Annotated in this window: 17 protein-coding genes; 8 read left to right on the top strand and 9 right to left on the bottom strand. The window is 65.4% G+C overall.

Going from position 1 to position 24,745, the window contains the following annotated elements; genetic code table 11:
- Positions 1–223 precede the first annotated feature (223 nt).
- The 3 genes from OG225_RS01375 to OG225_RS01365 all read right to left on the bottom strand — a co-directional run bounded on the left by OG225_RS01375 (position 224) and on the right by OG225_RS01365 (position 7,878).
- Positions 224–5,155 carry an NAD-glutamate dehydrogenase gene (locus OG225_RS01375; protein WP_405180069.1) on the bottom strand — a complete coding sequence of 1,644 codons (4,932 nt, stop codon included), beginning with the start codon at positions 5,153–5,155 and terminating at the stop codon, positions 224–226.
- Between the two features lie 397 nt (positions 5,156–5,552).
- Positions 5,553–7,229: an energy-dependent translational throttle protein EttA gene (gene ettA / locus OG225_RS01370; RefSeq protein WP_405180068.1), complete on the bottom strand. Its 1,677-nt coding sequence runs from the start codon at positions 7,227–7,229 to the stop codon at positions 5,553–5,555.
- A 133-nt stretch (positions 7,230–7,362) separates the two neighbouring features.
- Positions 7,363–7,878, bottom strand: coding sequence for a single-stranded DNA-binding protein (locus OG225_RS01365; protein ID WP_405180067.1), 516 nt, complete (start codon positions 7,876–7,878; stop codon positions 7,363–7,365).
- A 20-nt stretch (positions 7,879–7,898) separates the two neighbouring features.
- On the opposite strand from OG225_RS01365, the gene OG225_RS01360 reads away from it, so the two are divergent.
- The gene (locus OG225_RS01360; RefSeq protein WP_405180066.1) at positions 7,899–9,632 is read left to right on the top strand and encodes a recombinase family protein; all 1,734 of its coding nucleotides are present in this window, start codon (positions 7,899–7,901) and stop codon (positions 9,630–9,632) included.
- Positions 9,633–9,642: 10 nt separating this feature from the next.
- Here the strand turns inward: OG225_RS01360 and OG225_RS01355 are convergent, their stop codons facing one another.
- From OG225_RS01355 to OG225_RS01335, 5 genes are all read right to left on the bottom strand, one after another.
- Positions 9,643–9,777, bottom strand: a complete 135-nt coding sequence (locus OG225_RS01355) for a hypothetical protein (RefSeq protein ID WP_405180065.1) — start codon at positions 9,775–9,777, stop codon at positions 9,643–9,645.
- 901 nt (positions 9,778–10,678) lie between these two features.
- Positions 10,679–11,806: a TniQ family protein gene (locus OG225_RS01350; protein WP_331758286.1), complete on the bottom strand. Its 1,128-nt coding sequence runs from the start codon at positions 11,804–11,806 to the stop codon at positions 10,679–10,681.
- Entirely contained in the window at positions 11,803–12,918 is a 1,116-nt protein-coding gene (locus OG225_RS01345; protein ID WP_331758288.1) for an ATP-binding protein, read from the bottom strand. Before OG225_RS01345 ends, OG225_RS01350 begins: the two co-directional genes overlap by 4 nt.
- Positions 12,915–14,873 carry a Mu transposase C-terminal domain-containing protein gene (locus OG225_RS01340; RefSeq protein ID WP_405176979.1) on the bottom strand — a complete coding sequence of 653 codons (1,959 nt, stop codon included), beginning with the start codon at positions 14,871–14,873 and terminating at the stop codon, positions 12,915–12,917. Before OG225_RS01340 ends, OG225_RS01345 begins: the two co-directional genes overlap by 4 nt.
- A 74-nt stretch (positions 14,874–14,947) precedes the next feature.
- Positions 14,948–15,709 (bottom strand): TnsA-like heteromeric transposase endonuclease subunit, encoded by a 762-nt coding sequence (locus tag OG225_RS01335; protein WP_331764093.1) that lies wholly within the window; start codon positions 15,707–15,709, stop codon positions 14,948–14,950.
- A gap of 414 nt (positions 15,710–16,123) precedes the next feature.
- Between OG225_RS01335 and mobF the strand changes: the two genes are divergently transcribed.
- Positions 16,124–20,290 (top strand): MobF family relaxase, encoded by a 4,167-nt coding sequence (gene mobF / locus OG225_RS01330; RefSeq protein WP_405180064.1) that lies wholly within the window; start codon positions 16,124–16,126, stop codon positions 20,288–20,290.
- A gap of 168 nt (positions 20,291–20,458) precedes the next feature.
- Here mobF and OG225_RS01325 read toward each other — a convergent pair whose 3' ends face one another.
- Complete coding sequence (locus tag OG225_RS01325; RefSeq protein ID WP_405180063.1) at positions 20,459–21,592, bottom strand: helix-turn-helix domain-containing protein; 1,134 nt, start codon at positions 21,590–21,592, stop codon at positions 20,459–20,461.
- A 244-nt stretch (positions 21,593–21,836) separates the two neighbouring features.
- Here OG225_RS01325 and OG225_RS01320 point away from each other — a divergent pair, with 244 nt between their 5' ends.
- From OG225_RS01320 to OG225_RS01295, 6 genes are all read left to right on the top strand, one after another.
- Positions 21,837–22,211 (top strand): hypothetical protein, encoded by a 375-nt coding sequence (locus tag OG225_RS01320; protein WP_405180062.1) that lies wholly within the window; start codon positions 21,837–21,839, stop codon positions 22,209–22,211.
- Positions 22,208–22,696: a DNA-directed RNA polymerase subunit beta gene (locus OG225_RS01315; RefSeq protein WP_405180061.1), complete on the top strand. Its 489-nt coding sequence runs from the start codon at positions 22,208–22,210 to the stop codon at positions 22,694–22,696. Before OG225_RS01320 ends, OG225_RS01315 begins: the two co-directional genes overlap by 4 nt.
- Positions 22,697–22,750: 54 nt before the next feature.
- A complete protein-coding gene (locus tag OG225_RS01310; RefSeq protein ID WP_405180060.1) occupies positions 22,751–23,059 on the top strand; it encodes a hypothetical protein in 309 nt (102 codons plus the stop codon).
- Positions 23,060–23,462: 403 nt separating this feature from the next.
- Entirely contained in the window at positions 23,463–23,609 is a 147-nt protein-coding gene (locus OG225_RS01305) for a hypothetical protein (RefSeq protein ID WP_405180059.1), read from the top strand.
- A gap of 82 nt (positions 23,610–23,691) precedes the next feature.
- Entirely contained in the window at positions 23,692–24,246 is a 555-nt protein-coding gene (locus OG225_RS01300) for a group II intron maturase-specific domain-containing protein (RefSeq protein WP_405180058.1), read from the top strand.
- A gap of 265 nt (positions 24,247–24,511) precedes the next feature.
- Entirely contained in the window at positions 24,512–24,694 is a 183-nt protein-coding gene (locus OG225_RS01295) for a hypothetical protein (protein WP_405180057.1), read from the top strand.
- Positions 24,695–24,745: the final 51 nt, after the last annotated feature.

The following is a 24,745-nucleotide window of genomic DNA, read 5'->3' as shown; positions in this document are numbered from 1 at the left end:
TTCGATCATTTCCGGTCGCGGTGACCTGGGCGTTCGCTCGGGTCTCGACCGATTCGCGGCACCCAGTATCGCAATCTTCGCCACCGGTGATCGTCGCGGGGGCGAAGGACACGTCGAGTGCGTCATCCGCGCGACGTCGCGCTACCCGCAATTCTTGTTGAACCCTAACATCATTCGGCGTATTCGGCCGGGTGCGCCGCCGCGGCGCACCCGATCGATGAGGTCAGCGTTCCGACTGCGCGCCCACGCCGCTGACCATGCTGCGCACCTGTCGCGCCGCGACGGACAGCGTCGCGAGATCGTGCGTTCCGGATTCGAACAATTCCGACAGCGCCGCCCGCGCGCGGCCCAACCTGGACTGGTTCTTCGACTCCCAGTAGGCGATCTTCTCGTCGGCCGTCTCCTCCGGATCGCCCGCCGACAACACATCGAGGGTCAGCGAACGCAGCGAGCCGTACATATCGTCGCGCAGCGCCAGCCTGGCCAGCGAATGCCAGCGATCGCCGCGCTCGAGATGACTGACCGCCTCCAGCAGCCAATCGATCTTGAGGTGGTCGTTGAGGGCGTAGTACAGCGAGCCGACCTCGTCCCGGTCACGATCGGTGATATCGGCGATATCGAGCACGTCGAGCAACGGGAAGAGGTTCAGCAACCCGAAGACCTCGGTGGCGAGATCCGTCGGCGCACCCTGGGCGATCAACTCGGCGGACTGGCCGGTGAGCGTCGCCACATGGTGTCCGCGCAGCCAGCCCGGCACCTTCGGCGCGAGTTCACGCACACCGCCGCTGTAGCGATTGATCTCCGCGCCGACCGGAATCGGCTGCGGACGGTTGCTCAGCAGCCACCTCGACGCCCGGTCGAGGGTCCGTTTAGTCTCCATCTCGAGCGCGTCGCGGACCGAGGTCGAGGTATCGGCCGCGCGAATGCGTGACCACATGGCGTGCAGATCGAAGATCTCGATGGCGGCGGCGAAAGCGCGCACCGCGTCCGTCGCGGTAGCTCCGGTCTCCTCGTTCAGCCGGTGCGCGTAGGTGATGCCGCCGTAGTCGACCATCTCGTTGGCGATCATCGTGGTGACGATCTCGCGGCGCAGCCGATGCCTCTTGATGGCCGCGCCGAATCGTTCCCGCAGCGCGGACGGGAAGTAGTCCGCCAGCCTGCCCGAGAAATAGTTGTTGTCGGGCAGATCCGAGTCGAGCAGGTCGACCTTGAGCGAAAGCTTCACATGGGCCATGAGATTCGACAGTTCGGGCGACGCGAGTCCGGTCCCCTCCTCGCGCCTGCGCTTCAACTCCACCGTGGAGGGCAACGCCTCCAATTCGCGGTCGAGTCCGCGTCGTTCCTCCAGGTCCTCGATGAGCCGCTGGTGGACATTGAGCATCCCCGGCGCCTCGAACCGCGAGATTCCCATCAGGAAGTTCTGGGATACGTTGTCCCGCAGCACCATACGTGCGACCTCGTCGGTCATCGAGGCGAGCAGCGGGTTACGCTCGGGTTCGGGCAGCAGCCCCGCGCTGACCACACCGTCGAGCAGCACCTTGATATTGACCTCGTGGTCGGAGCAGTCGACACCGGCCGAATTGTCGAGGGCGTCGGTATTCATCTTGCCGCCCGCGCGGCAGAACTCGATGCGCCCGAGCGCGGTCGCGCCGAGATTGCCGCCCTCGCCGATGACCTTGACCCGCAGCTGGTTTCCGTTGACGCGGACCGGGTCGTTGGACTTGTCGCCGACATCGCCGTTCGATTCCGACGACGCCTTGATGTAGGTGCCGATGCCACCGTTCCAGAGCAGGCCGACCGGCGCGAGCAGGATGGCGCGCACGAGTTCCGGCGGCGAGAGCGAGGTGACGTCGTCGGCGAGGCCGAGCGCGATACGGGCCTGCGGACTGATGGGCACGGATTTGACCGTGCGATCCCACACCCCGCCGCCCTCGGAGATCGCCGAGGTGTCGTAGTCGGCCCACGACGACCGCGGCAGTGCGAACATGCGCGCCCGCTCCGCGTACGACCTCGCGGGCTCCGGGTCCGGGTCGAGGAATATGTGCCGGTGGTCGAAGGCGGCGACCAAGCGGATGTGCTCGGACAGCAGCATGCCGTTGCCGAAGACGTCACCGCTCATATCGCCGATGCCGACGACCGTGAAGTCCTGAGTCCGGGTGTCGAGATCCATCTCGGCGAAATGCCGTTTCACGCTCTCCCACGCGCCCTTGGCGGTGATGCCCATCGCCTTGTGGTCGTAACCCGCCGAACCACCGGAGGCGAACGCGTCACCGAGCCAGAACCCGTAGCGCTGCGCGATGTCGTTGGCCGTGTCGGAGAACGTCGCGGTGCCCTTGTCCGCGGCGACGACCAGGTAGGTGTCGTCGCCGTCGCGGCGGACCACCCGTGGGGGCGGCAGCACGGCGCCGGTCACCCGATCGACGTTGTCGGTGATATCGAGCAGACCCGAGATGAAAGTGCGATAGCACGCCACCCCCTCGGTGCCGAACGCCTGACGGTCGGCCACGGGATCGCCGCTCGCCTGCGGCGGCTGTTTCACCACGAAGCCGCCCTTGGCGCCGACCGGCACGATCACGGCGTTCTTGACCGCCTGCGCCTTGACCAGGCCGAGGATTTCGGTGCGGAAATCCTCCAGCCGATCCGACCAGCGCAATCCGCCGCGCGCCACCGAACCGAATCGCAGGTGGACGCCCTCCACGCGCGGCGAATAGACGAAGATCTCGTACCGGGGCCGAGGTTTGGGCAGTTCGGCGATCTCGCGCGGTTCGACCTTCACCGAGATGAAGTCGCGCGACATCCCCTCGGTGTCGGTCACGTAGTAGTTGGTGCGCAGCGTGGCCTTGATCAAACTGAGGATGGCACGCAGGATACGGTCGGCATCGAGGCTGACCACCTCGTCGATGCGTTCACGCAGCCGGACCTCCAGCTCCGCGGCGTGTTCGGCCGCCACGGAGTCGGGATCGAACCGCGCCGCGAACAGGTCGACGAACAACCGAGCCGCGTCCGGGTAGGTGAGAAGTACCCGCGCGATATTGGTCTGGCTGTACGGAAAGTCGGCTTGCTGAAGGTATTTCGCGTAGGTGCGCAGGATCGCGACCGACCGCCACGGCAACCGCGCCCGCAGCACGAGTTCGTTCAGCCCGTCCGCCTCGGCGCGACCGTGCCAGACCGCTTCGAAGGCGTCGGTGAACCGCTCGCGCAGCCCGCGCACCTCCGCTTCGAGCACGTCGGCGCGGGCCGAGGATTCCAGCAGTTCGGCGTCCAGATCACGGTCGAGGGAGCTGCGCAGCAGTTCGGGACGCGCCAGCAGACCGAAGTCGTAGATCCAGCGCTCGAGAATCCGGCCGCCGGGGGAGGTCTCGAGTTCGATCCGGTACGGGCGCTCGTCGACGACCTCGACGCCGAGGCTCTGCAATACCGGAAGTACCTGGCTCAAGGAGATCCCGGTGCCCCCGATGTAGAGGCTGAACCGCCACGAGCCCGGCTCCGAATTCGGTCTGCGGTACAGGTTCTGGACGATCGACCCCTCGGTCAGCCGTTCGAGCCGCATGATGTCGCCGAGCGCGCGCGCCGGGGCGAAATCCTGTTTGTAGCCCTCGGGGAAGGCGTCCGCGTACCGCTTGACGACGGCGGGAGCGAGTACCGGCGCGGTATTCAACTGGTCGTTGAGGTGATCGTCCCAGGTGTTGCTCGCCTCGGCCAGCAGCCGCTGGATCCGCAGCCGGTTCGGCTCGGAGGTGTCCGCCGCGGCCGTCTGCTCCGCACGCGGCGCGCCTTCGGCATCGGGCAGCCGAACGGTGAAATAGACGCTGGCGAGTTCGCTTTCGCTCACCCGCGCCGAATAGTCGATCGAATCGCCGCCCAGTTCGCGGACGAGGATGTCCTGCATCTCCAACCGGACGTGGGTGGTGTAGCGATCACGCGGCAGGTACACCAGGCAGGCCACGAAGCGGCCGTAACTGTCGGCGCGCATGAACAGCTTCACCTGCCTGCGCAGGCCGACGTTGAGCACCGCGGTGGCGGTGTGGCGCATGGTCTCGGTATCGGAGGAGAACAGCTCCGTGCGCGGGAACGACTGGATGACCTCCAGCATGGCCTGCCCGGAGAACGAGTCCAGGTCGAAGCCGCTCTCCTCGATCACCGAACGCACCCGGCGCTCGATCACCGGGATGTCGAGGACGTTCTCGTGGACCGCGGTGACGGTGAAGACCCCGATGAAGAGATGGTCGCCGACGACCTCGCCCGATTCGTCGAAATCCGCGACGCCGATGAAATAGGGGTACACCGAGCGGTGCACGGTGGCGGGCACCAAACCCTGGGTGAGCATCAGCAGCGGCCGATCGCCGCCGTTGATCGGCACGCGGAAATCGGTGCCGACATCGGGCCGCAGCACACCGAGGCAGGTGCCCGGCAGGGCATTCGAGATCATCTGCTCGTGATTCTCGCCCAACCGATGGCGGGCGTAACCGAGCACGGTGAAATTACCGCTGGCCAGCCAGCGCAACAGATTCGCGGTATCGATCAGATCGTCGGCGGGAAACGGCGCGCGACCCGCCGCGGCGGCCTCGGTCAGAGTGTCGGCGAGGGTGCTCTGCACCTGCTTCATGGCATCGGTGTCGCTGTTGACCTGGCGCACGTCGGTGACGACCATCGGCAGCGCCTGCTCGATGCGATCCAACGTCTCCCTGGTGGTCGACGCGTGCAGTTGCAGGTGCATCCAGGACTCGCGCATCCCGGGATCGCCGTTGCCGTCCACCTCGTGCGGCGCCGCGTGCAGCAGCCGGGCCTCGGCGTCGCGCTCGACCTCGAAGATCGGATGGATGACTTCGCTGACGCTGACGCCCATGCGGCTCAGGGACGAGGTGATCGACTCGACGAGTAGCGCCATATCCTCGGTGACCAACTGGATGGCGGCGCCGAGGCCCGATCCGTCGTCCGGGTGATACACCCGGACCAGTACCCGGCCCGGGGGCCGGGTGATCGCCAACTCGAGGTGCCGTCGGAAGATCTGGGTGATCCCGGTGATCGCACAGTCCACATCGCCCGCGTCGACGTGGCGGAAATACGCCTCCTCGAGGGCCGCGAGATCTCCGCGCAGTGACTGCGGCAGACCCGCGGACCACGCCGCACTGGACAATTCGGACGAGACCGTCATTTTTTCGCCAACTCCTCGGATTCGGTTCCGTAACAAAGCGACGCCGGTCCGAGAGTAGCTGCGCATCGGAGACAAGCGGGTGAAATCCCTTTGAATCCCGGGGTGTTCACCACGGTTGCGATATTCGCCGCGCAATTGCCGAGGTCGTCCACTCGGCTCAGCACTCGATGGGACCCGGCGACCGTCATATCGGCGCGTCGGGCATGGGAACTACCCAGATCTCGGACAGCACCGGCGCATGCACGTAACCCACCCTATCGAGATTCGGCGGGGATGGCCGGGCGTCCGTATTTCCTTCGGCATCGGAGCCGATCGACGGCACTTCGCCGCAAATCCTTCGAAAAATGGCCGATCGACGGGGCGATGCGAACAGCAATCGCCCCGTCGGATCCCGATCTCAGTCGCGGGTCAGTTTGCGGTGTGTAACCCGATGCGGGCGAGCCGCTTCCGCACCGAGCCGCTCGACCTTGTTCGCCTCGTATGCCTCGAAGTTGCCCTCGAACCAGAACCACTTGGCGTCGTTGTCCGAATCGCCCTCCCACGAGAGGATGTGGGTGCAGGTGCGGTCGAGGAACCAGCGGTCGTGCGAGATCACGACGGCGCAGCCGGGGAACTGCTCCAGCGCGTTCTCGAGCGAACCGAGGGTTTCCACGTCGAGGTCGTTGGTGGGCTCGTCGAGCAGGATCAGGTTGCCGCCCTGCTTGAGGGTCAGCGCCAGATTCAGGCGGTTGCGCTCACCACCGGAGAGCACCCCGGCCGGCTTCTGCTGATCCGGGCCCTTGAAGCCGAACGCGCTCACGTAGGCGCGCGACGGCATCTCCTGATTGCCGACCTGGATGAAGTCGAGCCCCTCGGAGACCACCTGCCAGACGTTCTTCTTGGGGTCGATACCCGCACGATTCTGGTCGACGTAGCTCAGCTTGACCGTCTCGCCGACCTTCACCTCGCCGCTGTCGGGCGATTCGAGTCCGACGATCGTCTTGAACAGCGTCGTCTTACCGACACCGTTCGGGCCGATGACACCGACGATACCGTTGCGGGGCAGGGTGAACGACAGATCCTTGATCAACTGACGATCGCCGAAACCCTTGTCCAGATGCGACACGTCGACGACGACGGTGCCGAGGCGCGGGCCCGCGGGAATCTGGATCTCCTCGAAATCCAACTTCCTGTGCTTCTCGGCCTCGGCCGCCATCTCCTCGTACCTGCCGAGACGAGCCTTGTTCTTCGCCTGGCGCGCCTTGGCGCCCGAGCGCACCCAGGCGAGTTCTTCCTTGAGCCGCTTCTGCAGCTTCTGGTCCTTCTTGCCCTGCACCTCGAGGCGCTGAGCCTTCTTCTCCAGGTAGGTGGAGTAGTTGCCCTCGTACGGGAACGCCCGGCCCCGGTCGAGCTCGAGAATCCACTCGGCCACATTGTCGAGGAAGTACCGGTCGTGGGTGACCGCGAGCACGGCGCCCTGGTACTGGGCCAGGTGCTGCTCGAGCCAGTTCACCGACTCGGCGTCGAGGTGGTTGGTCGGCTCATCGAGCAGCAGCAGATCCGGCTTGCTCAGCAGCAGCTTGCACAGCGCGACGCGACGACGCTCACCACCGGAAAGCTTGGTGACCGGCTCGTCCGGCGGCGGACAACGCAGCGCGTCCATCGCCTGCTCCAGCTGGGAATCGATATCCCACGCGTCGGCGTGGTCGAGATCCTCCTGAAGCTTGCCCATCTCGTCCATGAGCTCGTCGGAGTAGTCGGTGGCCATCAATTCGGCGATCTCGTTGAAGCGGTCCAGCTTCACCTTGATCTCGCCGAGGCCCTCCTCGACATTGCCGCGAACCGTCTTCTCCTCGTTCAGCGGCGGCTCCTGCTGGAGGATGCCGACGCTGGCGCCCGGCGCCAGGAACGCCTCACCGTTGTTCGGCTGATCCAGTCCGGCCATGATCTTCAGCACGCTGGATTTACCGGCGCCGTTCGGGCCGACGACACCGATCTTGGCGCCGGGAAGGAAGTTCAAGGTCACATCGTCGAGTACGACTTTGTCGCCGTGCGCCTTGCGAACCTTCTTCATCTGGTAAATGAACTCAGCCATATACACAAGCCTATCGGTCTGGGGAACGGTGGAATCAAGCAGCGCCACCCACCGCGCCGTGGTCGATTCGGGCCGAGCGCCGGAGTGCCTCCGGATCGGATCGGCCCTGCTCACATGGTGGTGTCATGCGAGGTCAGGCGTCGACCGGCTCCGGTGCGGCGCTCTGGGTAGATGCGGAAGGCACGGCCGCTGCGGTCTCCCCCAGTCCATGGCCGACGCGTGCATCCGGTTCAGCGCTCGATCCGTGACAAGTATTCCGTATCACGCCCTGGGGGTCGGACCCGGTCCCGCTGTCGGATCGACGGGCGATCCTGGCCGTGCACCGTCCCAGATCGGGGCCGACGGCACTGGCCCGCATCTCCAGATCGCGGCGTTCGACACCGTCGCGTGTGCGATATTCGTGTGAGCGCAACTGTCCGTAGACGACGACCGGATCGCCTCGCCTGATGGACTCCTCCACCCCGGCCACCAGCCGTCGCCAGCAGCTCACGGTGAGGAACAGGGTTCCGTTGTCCACCCAGGTGCCGGTGGCCTGATCGAAACGGCGGGAGTTACTCGCCATCCGGAAGGTCAGCACCTGCTCTCCCGTGTTCAGATCACGTTTGGACGGGTGAGTGACCACGGTGCCGACGACTGTTATGTTAAGCACTCCACTTCTACCCTGGAGTTATGACACGGACTGCACGAAACGATGTGACTTGGCTTGCCGAGATCAATGCCGCTCTCGCGGCCCAGGTAGCAAGCATCGATCCTGCTCAGTGGGTGTACGGCTACGTGCGCATCTCCCGTGATGACAAGGACCGTGCCGAGGGGGTGCAACTCCAGGCCAAGCATCAGGTCACCTATGCCACCCGCAAGGGGTTGGCGTTGGCTCAGATCTTCTGCGACAACGATCTTTCGGGGGCCGACGCCGAACGCGCAGCGCTGCGGGAAGTGCTGCGGTTGGTGACAGCAGGCCCGACGAAGGTGATCCTTGCTCGCGATGTATCGCGATTGACCCGTGACTACGACCTGGGCAACGAGTTGATGAAACTCGGCCGGGATCGCGACGTGCGGTATGTGTTTGTCAAAGACAGCGATTACGACCTGACGATTGGGTCCGGGCGTAAGAACTTCATGGTCAAGGTTGCCGAAGCCGCCGAGTACCGCGAGACCAACACTGAGAACCTATTGGACCGCAGGAGCGAGGAAGCCGCGAAAGGACTGATGCACGGCGGTTCGCGCCGTTTCGGGTACGGGAAGGTGGTCGGCGTGCATCCGATCACCGGTACCGAGATCCTGGACCGGTACGCATTGCGCGACGAAGAGGTAGCAGTGTTGCGCGAGGGTGCCGAGAGAGCGATCAACGGCGAGACTCAGACGACAATCGTCACCGACTGGAACGAACGCGGCATACCGACCACCGAAGGTTATGAGTGGCGCGTGGGCGCTCTGTCTCGTCAATTGCTCCGAGAGTCCTACGTCGTCTACGACCTGGGCGAGCACACCGACGCCAACGGGAAGCGCTGCGAATGCCTGAACAATCCAGAGGGCAACGGTATCCGTGTACACGCGCGCACCGGCACCCGCCACCGCGCCCAGTGGCCCGCTGTGTTCACCCGTGCCGAACATGAGGCCGTCAAGGCAGCATTCGCCGCACACCGTCGCGCGAAGGCCGAAGACCCGACCAAGCCCCGACAACGCGATGCGAACTACTGGTTGACGGGCTTGACGCAGTGCGGCGGAATCTGGCCCGAGATGAGCGCACAACCGGGGAAGGACTGCCGCTCCTGGATGTTCGGATCGGCGATTTCGGGTACGAACAAGAACGGCAGCCGTTTCCACCGCCGCCGCTACGTGTGCCGGAGTTGGGACGGGCGCAGGATCAAGTGCGGGTGCGCGAAGGTATACCGAGATGCAGGCGGGTTGGAAATGTTCGTCGCCGAACAAGTGATCGCCGAATACGAGAACCCGGAGATTCTGGCCCGGGTGGATCGCGGGAACGACAACGCGGGCCGGATCGCACAGTTGCAAAAGCGTATCGAGGTCACGGCCACGAATCTGGACACCGAGATCGACAGTCGCGCCGCAGCACTGTCCGGTGGCGGGGACGAGTACGACTTGCGGGTGATCGACCGCACCATCACCGGACTGAAACAAGCCCTGAAAGACCTTCGCGCCGAGCAAGACTCGTTGCGCAGCGCCGCGGCGCTGGCGATGCTCGCCGATATCGGCACCGCTGGGGAACTGCGCACGGTATGGGCTACCAAGGGTTCGCGGTGGCGTCACGAAGCCACCGCGCGGTTGGTGGAGAAAGTCATCGTATATCCGGCGAAGGTCCGTGCCGCCAGTTGGACCGACCAGACCGGCAAGGTGTGGCGGTTCGACACCTCGTCAGTCGAGATCGTCTGGCGGCAGTTCTGAACCGCTCGTGTCAGCTCTGGTCGCGTCGGTCGTCGTGGTCGAGGGTGTCGAGCGCGTGGCGTAGGAACAACGCCAACGACTCGATCACGTGTGGGTCGTTGATGTAGGGCGTGAGCCCCTGCCGCGCCCGACTCTCGGCTACCAACCGGCGCGTGGCCTCACTGGTCGGACCGATCAGCGACAGTCGAGGACCGTCACCGCCCGTGCCCGTGCCGCGCCGGGTCGCCGCCCGCGCACCACCCTCCGACTTGCCGCCGTTGATTGATGCGTCACGGGTTGTCGTGCCATCCGTTGCCGGATCTTGCGGCGGTGTCGACGCTTCCGGGCCATCGGCTGGGGTGTCAGGTTCGATGCTCGCAGGGTTTCGCGGTCTGCGTCCGCTTGGGCGCGCTGCCTCGGATCGGCTGGTGCGCGTGCGAACTTTTCTGTCGGGTGACATGGGTGTCCTCTCAGTACCCCTGTCCCCGCCTTCTGCTGATCCTCCGGCGTCCAGTATGCCCCCGGTTGTCGAACCGTCCAGCGGTGTCGAGGTTTCGGAGTCACCGGCCGCGGCATCGGGTCCACTCGAGCGAGCTACTCCAGACCCGATAGAGCGCGCGCGGACTTTCCTGGTGCGTGACATGGACGTCCTCTCGTTTGTCATCACACAGCCCGCTGATCTCGTCCCCCATCGAGTATGCCCGAAGATCGACAGCGTCCCGGGCAACCGACGCCGCACCCGCCCTACGCAGGGCCGATCGGACCCGCCCCGCGCCGTGCCCGCCGCTGATGCCGTCCGCCGTCGCCGCTGTCGCGGCGGCGGCCTGGTCGGCCCACACGGTTCACCCGGTCACTTCACTACTGCACCTAAACGTGCGCTCGCAGCACACCCTCAGCTACCCACACCCAGTTGTACTCACACCCCGCACATCCACCCCCCTCCTCTACGCCTCACTCACGCAGCCGCTCTCACCACTGTCCGTTCCGAGTTTTGTTGGTGTGCGAGTTGCTCGTGAGCTGCGGTTCGCCATCTTGGTCTGGACGATGTTTGATGGTGGTGTCCAGGTCTAGTTGGCGGATTGTGGCTGCCTGAACCGCTTGTCAGTTCGTTGGCTGTTCCAAATCGCGCCGCGGAACTCCTGCATGTCGGGTGACCATTCTCGGATGATCACGGGGCGAAGTGTGACGTGGTGCAGGACGGCGTCACCCATCCCGCGGCGGTCTTTCAGCGCGAACCATGCCGCGGATCGGATGGTCCGTTCTGCGCTGGGTAGTTTCATTCGTCCGACCTGGCTGGGTTTGCGGTTTCCTCGTGCGGTGGCGAAGGTGTTCGGCGGCGTGGTCGGTGGTCGCCAGCAGTCGGTCGCGATCCAGTGCGCAATGGCGTCTTGTTCTGCCTGTGGCTGGTAGTCGTGGTCACGCAGTCTCCGACGAACCTCGGCAACGAACCGCGTGAGTTGGTCCCCGCCGCTTGCGGCGAATTGTCGCCAGCGGGGCGCGGCGATCAGCGGGGCGAGATCGACCGCTTCGGGATAGAGGCAGGCGAATAGTTTCGACGCGGTGAAACTCGACAGTTCAGCGCCCGCGGGCATGAACTGGAAGCTGCGTTCTCTCCAGATCTGTTGTTGCCGGTGTAGTCCGCTGGTGGGGCGGAATATTTCCCATCGATGGGCGCAGATCATGAAGGCGGTCAGCACGGCGTCGTAGGTCGCGCCCGGGCCGAAGTGTTGGACGAGGCGCAGGTGTTTGCGCTGGGCCGCGATCACCTCCCGGTTTCCCCGCAGCGAGGGACCGTGACTGTCGTTGTCGGGTGGGCCGATCCAATAGTGGTGCCGGGTGCAGACGTAGCGATGATGCGGCAGGATCCGCCAGACCGGTCCGCCCGGGTGGCGTGCGTCGCAGCGTGGGCAGCCCGGTTGCGGACGATGCCGAAACAGCGGCCAGTGCTCCGCGGTGGCCCGAAGCTCGGGCAATGCTCCCGCCAGATGCTCGGCTGGTCGGCCGGTCAGTGCCGACATTCGTTCGGCGGTCACGATCCGCCGGGCCGCTGTCGGGCCGGGAACGCTCACGCTTTTCCAGAGTTCGTCGCCGTCGAGGTGGTTCAGCGCAGCCAAGCGCGCCAGGTAGGAGGCGACGATCTCATGATGGGCGGGGGCGGCGGTGCGCGGCAGGCGCCGCGGAAGCGCGCGCCTCACCGGGGCGCTGCCGCAGACGTCCTCGATGTCGATGCCGCGATCGGTAGGTTGCTGCGTTGTGCGGCGTAGTCGACCGGGACCAGGTCGAGCAGGTTGCTGGTGATCTTCTCGGTGCCGTCCTCGATCGCGAGGATCGCTGCGCCGCGGATGATTTGGGAAAGGCTGCCGATCATGCCACCGCTGCGGCGGTAGAGCTGCTCGGCCATCGAGGCCAGCGTTCCCGGGATGTGGTCGCGCAACCGCAGCGTCGACTCGACCGCCGCGACCAGGGCTTGCCATTGCGTGCGTTGCTCGGCGGTGCCGTAGGCGAACGACGTGGCCGGGACGACGGTGAACCGCCCAGCGATCTGACGGCCGCGGGGACCGGCGAACAATCCTTGTGCTTCGACTTCGACCCCGGCGTAGATGAACGTCGCCGGAAGTCGTTCGGCGAAATATTTGAGTTGATCGGAGGCTTCCGCGCCGGAGCGGCTGGTCAGGGAGATGTTGTGGATCTCGTCGACCAGGACCAGGTCGACGTGAGTGTGCGCGGCGACCGAGCAGACGGCATCGGTGATGTCGGTGACGTTGGCGCGGGTCGGGAAGTCCAGGCCGAGGAAGCGCGCGAACTCGACGGCCAGCATCCGCGGTGTGGCCGCCGGTGGAACGGTGACGTAGATGATCGGCAACCGCTCACCTTGGCCGGGATAGCGTCGGCGGACCGCGATTTCGTGTGCGCGTCCGAGTTGAGTGAGCGCGGTGGTCTTGCCGGTTCCCGACATGCCGCTGATCACCATCCCGCGTCGGGCCGAGATCTGACGGCGGTTGAGTTGGACCAGCAGCCGTCCCGCCGAGATCACTTCCTGGATCGTCGGAGTGTTCACCAACGGGAGATCCGCGTGGTAGTCCAACAATCGGTCCTCGTGTGCGGCGCGATCCTGCGGTGTCATGCCCAGCAGTTGCGCGGCAGTGAGCAACGGTGGCGGCGCGGGGGTGTGCCCGACGAAACGGCCCCATCCTTCCTTGGTCGTCAACGGGCTGTCAGGCGGGATCGCAGTGATGGTCTTCGCGGACGACGCCGGGGTGTAGGCGGACTCGCGTCGGCGGACCGGTTTGCGGGTTCTGCTCGTCATCTCCACTTCTCGGCTTCAGTGGCGGCGTCGAAAATCCCGAACGGGATCACCGTCGCCTCAACAGATTCGATCGAGGTCGGTTCGACCGGTTCAGCATCGGATGTCGGTGGGCGATGTGTCGCGGCAGCGACCCTGCCGCGGGCAGCGGCTCTGCGGCCGGCGCGCTCGTTCGGCCGAACCGGTCCGTTCTCGCTGCGGGTCAGCAGATCATCGAGGGCGCGAGCGATGTTGGTCTCGTCGGTGTCGTCGACGCCGCGTTGGGCGAGCAGTCGGCGAGCTTCGCGCCAGGTGAAGTCAGCGAACGGTGCACTCACCATCGGCTTGTGCGTCCACTCGGCGGTGACCCAGCCGTTGGGGGTGCGGACGAACACCTGCGACAGATCGTAGGGGTCGTAGTGCACCTCCCAGAGATCCCTCTTCGCGGCGTTGCCCGAGGGCTGACGTCGGTGTGGCTCCAGCGCTTTCGCGTCGTAGGTGCGGTAGTCGAGGCGGATGCCGTAGTCGTTGATCGCCCGCCAGGTCACCGGCAGCAACTCGAGGTAATCGAGCCCGGTCAGCATCACCGGCAGATAGCCCGCCGCCGCGACCATCGCCGCATAGGCGTCGTTGGGCGACAACGCTCTGCGCGGGAAGTCCGGATCCCGCAGGCTGTCGTGCGGGCGCGGCTGCCAGCCCGCGATCACCCATTCGTCCAGCAATTCCTGCAACTCCGGGATCGTCCAGACCGCCTGCTCGTCGACGCGTTCCCCGCGGCGGCTGGTGTTGGCGCCGGTATAACCGGGCAGGTGCTGACACCACAGAGTGTTGATCGATCCGAACGTCGCTTCGACGATCGCCTTGTCGGTCGGGGTGCGTTTGCGTGCGCGCTGGATCGAGATGCCCAAGCGTTCGCAGGCCCGGGTGAAAGTCTCGGAGATGAAGACGTTCCCGCCGTCGATCGTGATCGTGTCCGCCACGATCACCGGCTTGGCTGCCGCGCGCGCCATCCGCTCATCGACCGACATCAGCCGATCGTGGGGCAGCCGTGACGCCGACATCGCCAACGTCGCCGACCATCCCGGTCGCATCGGCTCGGGAACCAGCATCCGCGCCAGCAGCAGCGCCGCATCGACCGCCTTCGTTCCGACCGGTCGCAGCACCGCCGCGCAGATCGTGCGGGTCGCGACGTCGACCGCGATCGTCAGGTCCGCGCGCGAGAGGACCCCGGGCTCCAACACCACCATCACATCCAGCGGTGTCGAATCGATCTGGATCTGCTCACCAGGCCGAGCCGCCAACGTCGGAGTAAACGGCCGCGCCGGACGATTCGCTGCCTGCCGCCGCGTCACCGCCGAGGCGAAGCTGTGCCGCCCCGTCGATAACGCCTCGATCAACGCATAGAAGGTGCTGCGGCCCGGCAACGGGACCACGTCTGGACCGTGCTCTTCCTCCAGAGCCTTGCTCACCCGCCGGATCACCCGCGACCGCGTGCCTGTCGAAGCACCGGTCTGCGCGTCCAACTCTCGGCGGACCGCAGTGACGACTCGCTCATCGACCCGACCGACCGCCGTCGACTCGCGCAGCACCCGTTGGTCGACCAGTCCCCAGAGTCCTTGCTCTGCATAGTTGGCGCGCAGCCGCTGGAGTGTCCGGACACCGACCCGCCGACCCGCGTCGGTCAGCTCGGCCGCCTTTGCCGTGTCCCGCTCATGCTGTGTCCGCGTCAGCGGATCGTAGGTCGCGCGGCGAGCCCCGTCCGGCGCGACGCCGGTGGTGATCTCGATGATGTGTTGTTCCCACTCACGGGCCGTAGCCAGGGCCGATTCGGGTAGCGAGTCCAGGATCCCGAATGGTGTCATCGGCTGCCGCGGTTCGGATCCGACGACTTCGAAGTCCGCCGAACCCATCAGATAGGCGGCGAGCACGACGGTCTCGACGCCGTCACCGGCCCGCAGCCGGACCGAGGTCCCGCTCACAGCGACTACTTGATGCTCGGTGTTGTCGAACACTATCCAGTCACCGACCCGGAGCACCGAATCCCTCTGGGCCATCATCGCATCGCCGTCACGATCGTCTCCCCGCGCAGCGGCAGGGAAAGGTCTGCGTTCAGTTCGTGTTGCCAGATCAGATGAAAGAGCACCGGCAACACCGCGATGCGATCCCCCACCGCCGTCGCGCCGTCCATCAGTGTCAGCGGATCAGCGAACGCAGCACGAAGTCGCTCGGCGATCTCGGAGATCCGATGACGAGGATGCCGATACCCGCTCAGCCATCGAAGGTTCGCGGTGACGATCGGGTCCGGGGCACCCAACAGCCGATACTCCCACCCGACGAGCTCGCAAGCACGGCGAGTCGATTCGAACGCCGCCAAGTCACGCGGCCCGCGCCGATCCACCGGTCGACAGTCGATCACCACCCCGGTCCCGTCGACCTTGCGGACAAAATAGTCCGGGGCGTGTGACCGCGGCCGAGGAGCCGGTTCCTCGGCCGACCAGAACAGCCAGAACGGTTGCGAGGCAATACCCACCACCGCCGGGTCGAAGTCCAGCGCCACCAGCTGGTCACGTTCCAGCCAGGACTCGAACCCCACGTGCCGCCCCGTCGTTGCCGACCACCACTGACCAGATAAATGCCTCTGGCCCCGATAAGAACGGAACCGACGCACCGGCCGCAGCGATTCCAACCGCAGCGACCACGCCTCCGCCAACGGAACCCGCACCTCGCCGACCGCATCGGCCGAGTAGGACAACTCGAACACCGACAGCGCGTATCGCGCGCCCCCTTCAACCACGTTCAGCCCCGCCGACGTCACGGGCTGTGATTCTCAACCACCCAGCAGCACAGCGCAACGCGTACCACCCAGCTCGCCCACGAACCTCCGAACACCGCCGACCTCCGGTCGGCGAAGCGAAGCGACGCGGTGGACCGAAAATCGCACCGACTCCTGTACCGGTCAGCCGATCACTTCGCGTACTCTGCTCGCCAACAAAACCTGGACTTCGCCACTCACTCGCCAACTACATCTGGACTTCGCCAACTAAAACTGTAACGGACAACCACCTCACCTATACCCCCCACCCCTATCTCCTTAAAGTTCAACAGCCAGACATCTTGCATCTCGGTATTGCGGCGCGGCCGAATCCAGGTTTCCTCAGCTATATTGGAGGGTTATCCCCGTTCTTCCCTCGAATCCCTTTGGGCGTGTTGACACGTCATGGAGGTGAGTATGGTCGCGACGATGCACAAGGTCGCCGCAGGCAACGGCTACGAGTACTACCTACGCAACACCGCCGCCAACGACACCAGCGCACGCGGACGCGCGTCACTGGCCGAATACTACGACGAACACGGCGAAGCCCCCGGAACCTGGTCAGGCACCGGCCTTACCGCACTCGGCATCGACGCGGATGCCGAAGTCACCGAAGATCAGATGCGAAATTTGTTCGGAGAGGGGATTCATCCGAACGCCGAATTGGTCCGCGAACGCGCGACAGCGGTCCACCAGGCAGCCGGGGTGGGGCCTGCCGACGCCGCTCGGTTGGCCGAGAAGGCAACCCGGCTCGGCAGCCGTTACCCCGTCTACACCTCCCATTCGGGTTTCCGTGCGGCCACGGCCCAGGCATACCGCGACCACAACACCCGTGAGGGAGTGTGCGTCACCGCGCCGATTCCCGACGCCGTGCGCGCGCGGATACGCACCGAAGTCGCCACCGATATGTTCACCAGCGAGTACAAGCGCGGCCCCCTCGATGCCCGCGAACTGTCGGGGTGGGTAGCCAAGAACTCCCGCCCGGACCGCACTGCGGTGGCCGGATACGACTTCACATTCAGCCCTCCCAAGAGCGTTTCAGTGTTGTGGGCCATCTCGACACCGCCGTTCGCGGACATGATCGCCACCGCTCACCGCCGCGCCTACAGCGACGCGTTGACCTGGATGGAAGGCAACGCGTTGTTCACCCGGTTGGGTCGCAACGGTGTCCGTCAAGTCGATGTACAGGGTGTGATCGCCGCGAGGTTCGATCACCGCGACTCCCGCGCGGGTGATCCCGACCTGCACACTCACGTCCTGATCGCCAACCGCGTGCGCACCGAGGACGGGAAGTGGCGCACCATCGACGGCGCGACCCTGCACGAAGCCGCCGTCACCGTCTCCGAAATCTATGACACCCGCCTGGAACACCACCTCGAAACCGCACTCGGAATACGGTTCGCCACCCGCCCCGACCGCACCTCCGAACAGGTCCGGGTCCGTGAAATCGTCGGCATTCCGTTGCCGTTGATCCATCATTGGTCCCGGCGCGGGACCGCGATCACCGACCGGCTCGATACCCTCACCGCCGCGTGGCAAGCCGCATTCGGGCGTGAACCCGGCCCCGGCGAAATCCACCGACTCGCCCAGCGCGCGACCCTGGAAACCCGACCCAACAAGCACCTTCCCGGCTCGCGGACCGAGCAGCGCGCGGCATGGCGGGCTGAAGCCGCCGCCGTGTTGGGCGGCCCCGATGCGGTCGACGCGGTGATCATGCGGGTTTTGTCGGTGCCATTCGCACCGCGTCCGGTACCCGATCGCGCGTTCATCACCCACATCAGTGATCAGGCATTGGCGGCGGTATCGGACAAACGCGCGACCTGGCGCGAATTCAACCTCCGCGCCGAAATCGAACGCCAACTCCGCGGAACCATCGCACCCGCGGACTGGCCGCGCGTCGTCGAACAGGTCCACACGCACACACTCGCCCCCACCTCGGCGGCGGTCGCGCGCGGTGACCCCGACCTCACCGAACAACCCGACCTGCGTGCAGTCCCGACATGGCTACGCCGCCGCGACGGCACCCCGCTCCACACGCGCGCGAACTCCCGGATCTACACCACCGAATCCACGCTTGCCGCCGAAGCCGAACTCATCGCACTCGCCGTCGAACCAGGCGGACGCACCCTTCACCCCGCACACGTCGCGATCGCGATCTCCGACTACAACACCGCACACCCCGACCGACCGCTCAACACCGGTCAGGTCCGCGTGATCGAATCCTTCGCCGCCGCCGGAATGGCCGTGCACACCGCCAACGCCCCCGCCGGAACCGGCAAGACCACCGCCATGGCAGTACTCACCACCGCATGGCACGCGGCCGGCGGCACCGTGTTGGGTATGGCCCCTACCGCCGCCGCAGCCGCGAACCTGGGCGAAGCGATCGGAGCGCGTGCCGAGACCGTCGACAAACTCCTCAACGTCATCGACCGCCACCACCCGAGCATCGATCTAGGCGACTACCCGCCGCCTCTGCCGCAATGGGTACTCGACATCAACGACACCACCCTGATCATCATTGATGAACACATCCAGATCCCCACCACCAAACGCCTACAACTGATGCGGTACCTCACCGGTCAGGGCGCAACCGTGCGATGCCTCGGCGACGACCACCAACTCCCTGCCATCGACGCCGGAGGCGTACACGCCGACATGGCCCACGCCTCACCACCCGACCCATCGACCCTCACCGAAGTTGTCCGCTTCGCCCACCGCGGAGAAGCATTGGCGTCCAAAGGAATCCGTGCCGGTGATCCCCTCGCACTCGCGTGGTATCTCGACCACGGCCGCATCCACGCCGGGCACTTGGGCAGCGTCTACGAAGACACTTACCGAGCGTGGGCCGCCGACACCGCCCACGGCGCGCACGCGGTCATGCTCGCCCCCACCCACGACATCGTGACCGCACTCAACGTCCGCGCCCGCGCCCACCGCCTCGCCCACACCGGCACACCCATCGATGCGCCGTTCGAGGCGCACGTATTCCTCGCTGACCAGCTGGTTGCCTCAGCTGGTGACACCGTACGGACCCGCCGTAACGACCCCCGCCTCCGCGTGAATGAACACGATTGGGTGCGCAACGGCCACACCTGGACCATCCGCGAAATACACCCCGACCAATCGGTCACTGTCACCCGACAAGCGCACGGTGCAGACACCACTGCCGCCGTGCGACTGCCCGCCGAGTACGTGCGCGAGCACCTGCACCTCGGCTACGCCGCCACCATCGATTCCGCCCAGGGCATCACCGCTGACACCTGTCACGTCGCCTTGTCCGGGCGTGAATCACGCCAACAGTTCTACGTCGCGATGACCCGCGGACGCCACGCCAACCACGCCTACATCGCCACCGCCCTCGGTGGCGCCGAAGGCGACATCTACACCCAACCCGCCCACCACCCCCGCACCGCCGTCGAACACCTGCACCACATCCTCGACCGCGACAACACAGCCAAATCGGCCCACACCGAACTCCGCGACGCCCTCGACCCCACACGCCGCATCGGCCCCGCCGTCGACCTCTACCTCGACACTCTCGGCATAACCGCCGAACACGCCATCGGCGCAGCGCGACTCGACACCATCGACCACACCGCCGAACACCTCGCCCCAGGACTCACCGACAGCCCTGCCTACCCAGTCCTGCGCCAACATCTCACCATGCTCGCCCTCGGCGGGGCCGACCCGATCACCGCACTACGCGAGGCGATCAACGTCCGCGAACTCGACACCGCGACCGACCCCGCCGCCGTACTGGACTGGCGACTCGACCCCACCGGCCAACACTCCACCGGACCCGGGCCACTCGCCTGGACACCAGGACTACCCACCAATACCAACGCGGTCGCCCCTGCCACCCTCGCACCGGTGCGAGCCCGTCAACAGATCGTGGCCGAACTCGCCACACAGATCAGCGACACCGCCCGAACCTGGACACCCGCCACCGCCCCCCGATGGGCGCGAACCCTGCTCAGCGCGGAACCCGAACTACTGGCCGACCTCACGATCTGGCGCGCTGGACTCCACATACCCGACACCGACTACCGGCCCACCGGACCCACTCGACACACCGCGATCGAAGCCGCTCACCAGCAACAACTACAACGCCGTCTCCTCGAAAACGACGCCGACACCCGCCACCCCCAACACCGATGGGCCGCCACCGTCGACCGCATCGACCCCCGCATCAGCACCGACCCCGCATGGCCGATCATCGCCACCCACATCGACAACGCCACCCACACCCGACCCGACATCGAACAACAACTCACCCATGCCGCCCAGCAACGACCGCTCCCCGACGAGATGCCCGCCGCCGCACTCTGGGCACGCCTGGAGATAGACGAAACCGACACCAACACCTACCAACCCGACTACGCCACAACCTCACACAGCCAGACCGAGCCCGCACCCTCTGACCCACACCCCAATCCCGAGCCATCCGAGCCGGTCGGACTGGCGATCGCCGACGCTATCGACGCCGCCGCCCTCGGCAACCACATCGAATACGCCACCGACGACCCCGACACCGGCCACTACGGCCACCAAGAGCCCGACACCGGCCACGAAATCGATTGGTGAACACGCCATCTAAGCAGTGACGACATCGCCAGCTAAGCGGACAAGGCCATCGCACGCGCCAGAAGTGGATACCTCGGCTTTCGCGGTGCTTAGTGGCGCGGATCTTGCTCGCGCTATCCAGCCCTCCCGCACACGGCGTCGAACGCCTCCTGACCTACGTGCAGCGGGTCAAGCACGGACGCTGGTTTGCGACTCGACCTCAGACATCAGCATTCGCAGCGTCAGCGAGTGTTTCTCCGGGGGAAGCGCGTCCAGAGCGCTTCGAGCTGTGGCTATCCCACCCGTGCGGTCACCGGCGCGGGCGAGCATCAACCCTTGGTGCATGTCCAGATGGGTCGCGAAGCGAGGTAGTTGTGACGGCAGGTCTCGACGCGCGTCTTGTTGTGCTCGGACCGCGAGTTGTTCGTCACCGAGACGTGCGGCCAGCAGCGACAAGAAGACATTCATGCGCCACCACGGGACCGCGTAGTCGGAAGTCTGTTCCTCGGAATACGATCGGTCGAATTCGCGACGTCCGGCGTCGATCAGCTGACGGCCTGTGCGGCTGTCTCCTCGAAGCACTGCCGCGTGAGCCTTTCCCCACAGGGCATTGAGCCGTCCGAGGCTGTGCCGCTCGGAGATCGCCAACGCTTGATCGGCGAAGGTTTGCGCCACCGGCAGTGAAGCGCCTTCGTAGCCGAGCGCGATCGCGGCCCTGCCCCGCACCCACACCCGAATCTCGGCGTCTTCCGAGCGGTCCGCTGCCTCGGCGGCCATCGAATACCAGGAGATCGCCTTGTTTCCGTCGGAGCCGGGATAGGTCTTGGCGAACAACGTCATCAGCCGTGCCGCCACGGCCCACATGCGGGGGGAATCCAGCTGCTGTTGCAGTACGACCAAGTCGGCGGCCAACCGGCGTTGGATATCGGCCGCGCCCTGGGACATGTAGTCGGTGCCGTACTGCAAGAGCTTGGCTTCCCATTCGTCCACGCCAGGACCGGTAGAATGCAGTACCTCGGAAAACCCTTGTGCCAGTAGGTCGGATGCGACCACAGGTGCTACGGAAGTAGCGGCCAGGTGGGATAGGAATTCGCGTCGTTTCACGTCGCCCTCCAACATGCTCAATGGGCAGTCGAGCACGGTGGCCAGGTGCCGCAGCCAGAACGCTGACGGCTCGGACCTGCCCGATTCCCACTGCCTTGAAATGTACTCGCGACTCATGTTGAACCCGGACACTCCAGACAGTTCGGCCGCGAGCTTGCCTTGACTCCACCCCTTGCCGAGACGCAACTGTCTGATCAGTTCCCCGACCGCTGACGACATACACCCAGCCTGCCACCACTCGGTACCGCATGTCTCCTCACCGACCAGATGCCACCCCCCGTGCCACTAGTGACCTTGGGCAACCAACTGTGACCGCGCCTGGTCCTTTTCGATGCCACCCCGGTGCCACTTAAAGACCGTTCCGCCAGCGACAAGTCTGTGAGACAGCCCCGCCGTCGGGCCGAGGTCGACTCTCCGGCGGCGGGTGCCTACCACGTCGAATCGAGCAGGAAGGCGCTTGGGAATGGGATGGCCCAGCGACGACGAACACGACAACCCGACCGCACAGCAGCATTACTACTCGCATCTGGTGTACCTGCGCAGTTACCCCGACGAACGCAACGCGATCCGGTTGGCCCGACTCGAGGACGAAGGCCCGCCACCACCGGAACCCGCTGACGGAGCGCGAGGCTGGCTGCGATGGCATACCCGTCACCTGCCCAGCACGGACGAATTCGCCGGGTTGCTGTCCAGACTGGAAGCCGAAGGGCTGTTGAGCAGCAACGATGTTGCCAGTTACGCGGACAAGGCCACCGCGGACTCCGTTGCCGAACTCATCGCGCATATTCACGCCGTCGACGACATCACCCAAGCCCGACAACAGGCGGAGTGCTCATGACCGCCGATACCCCGAGCTCGCGGTGTGAGTACTACCGGCGCACCTGTCACCTACCCGCGACCGTGGACCCGAACACAGGACGAATCAGTGTCCGCGCCGGTCTGGTGTGGGCCATCGAGCTACCCGCCGCATTGGCGCAGATGGTGAAAATGGATCTGGACCGCCGCCAGCACGGAGGCGGGCCGATCATCTCCCACCCGCGCGACGCCCGGTGGACGTTTCTCGTCCGCTCCGACATCCCCGCCCGGGTCGCTGCCCGCGATATGCCGTTGTGGCGTAACAGGGTCAAGATCCTGCGAGAGGGAGACGACATCACGTTGCCCTCACCATCGGATCGAGGCCACTTCTACCGGGCGTGGATCACCCCCGCGCACAGTTCGTTCCGACCCTCCGGGTTGGCCGTGCTCGACTCGATACGAGTCTGTCTCAACGCCTGCGCACGCGCCGACGCCACCACCCGCACCTACGCCTACGCCTACGCCTAACCCGACGACGCTCGACTCAGGAAGCCCGATCCACCCGATGAGGAGTGCATTCCGTTGCCTACCAACGCAATAGGGTTGATCAACCTGGAACACAGCCACTCAGCGGTTGTCGACCACCTACTCATCACGAGCTTGGCACGCCACCACGGATACCACCTCGCCCACACCCTCACCATCGACGCCGACACCTACATGCCGACCGCGTTGATCGTGGGAACCGCCCACAAACACCACGCGAGCATCATCCTCGCCCCCACACTCGGGCACTTCGGCGCCAGCCCCAAAGCCGTCGCCCTGACCTGCACACTCATCATCCCCGACCTCACCCTCCCCGCGTCAGGCAGCTGGAAACCCAACCCGTGACGCACACACGCCGATACTTGCCCGCAGCGCCCAGCCCCGGCCCTGAGACCCCCAAGAGCTGGCTTCCCTTCAGCTGCGGGCAGGCCGAGCCCCCGGACTAGACCTTCCCGGTGTCTTCCGATGTGCCCAGGAAGAAAACACCACGGTCCGAGGCAACTCGCCACCCAAACTTCCCGCACCGTGCCCGGACCCCGACGCCAAGTTTCGGGCACGCAGCGGGAACGGCGGCCCCCGGCTGCTCGTACGTGCCCGTGCGATCACCGGGGAACCCGCCGCGCCAATGCTGTTCCTACGTCGTTCACCAAATAGATCGCGAGTTCCGCGACTCGCACCGAAATTCCCTCGAGTCCATAGACGTTCGCGAGGGAACCAAGAAGAAATCAAGAGAGAGAGGGCTGCCATCATGGGCAACACCATCCGCGAAGACGTCGCCGCCGCTGCGGTGGAACGCACCGGGAACGATACGGAATCCCACAATCGAGAAATCCGGGACCGGATCGACACGTTCCGGGGCGACGCCAACGCCTCCATGATGGGCGGCTGGACGTAACCAGCTGCTCTACAATCCAGACCGAGCCAACGGTGTCAGGTCACTTGTCATCGTCCATGCAACCACTTGACGCTGATGTCCTATGACACCGTGGAAATCACCCCCAGTTCCGCTGCTCGCACATCGCCATTTCAGGATGCCTATACCGATGGTCGAGAAGTCCCGGGGTCTGTCACTTGGAAGAGGGGTTCGGCTTTCTCGGGTTCCGCATCCAGCGTCGCCGCAAGAAGGGCACGAACAATATGAGTTTACACCTACCCGTCGAAGAAGGCGCTCGCCTCGATCACGGCGAAGGTGCGGGCTCTCACCAACAGGACACGTCATCATGGCTTGCTTATCCACTCGGACGCTTCAACCCGGTACTCCGAGGATCGTCCGTCACGGCGTGTCGAAAGCGACGTTCGGCTTCCTCGATGCCTTCGTCTGGCATCGGGTCACCCGATGGCTGCACAAACGACACAAACGATCACCGGACGGATCTCTACGGCGTTTCCTGACCGGCAGGCCAGGCAATCGCCCGCAAGAGAACGGGATCATGATGTTCGACACCACCACGGTCCCGATCACTCGGTATCGATGGCGGTCGAGCAACATCCCCACACCATGGACCAGCGCGGAAACGTCAGTGTCGGCATAGCAGTGGCAGTCGGTGGAGCGCCGGATGCGGTGAAAGTCGCACGTCCGGTGCGGGGGCGGGCCGGGGAAACGGACCGAGAGCAATCCCGACACCGCGCCCCGGTCCGACCCCTACATCATCGGCACCGACCGCTCCGCAATCGGCAACCCTTGTCGACCGGTCGACAAGGGTCACTGCCCTTGTCTACTTGCCCTGTGAGGACGATGGGGGAACGCGGCCCCCGATCAAAAACGGTGTCGCCCTCGGCGGCTACGAGGCGTCATCGATGAACAAGGCCCTCTCGGCGGCGTTGCAGAAGATCTCCGAGCCGATGCTGAAGTCTCTGACACGGGACCGGAGTAAGGAGTTGTCGGCACATGCGGAGCTGACATCGAAGACCTGCGTGGCGGTCTTCGTCGCCGGCCCGCGCAGTCCTTGGCAGCGTGGAACCAACGAGAACACGTATTAATACACAGTGATTCTCGCCGGGGACGTCTTCGACGGAAGTCGTCATCGGTTG

Origin of the sequence: Nocardia sp. NBC_01377 (assembly GCF_045040005.1) — a bacterium.
GTDB lineage: Bacteria > Actinomycetota > Actinomycetes > Mycobacteriales > Mycobacteriaceae > Nocardia > Nocardia noduli.
This window is presented reverse-complemented; position numbering and strand designations above follow the sequence as displayed.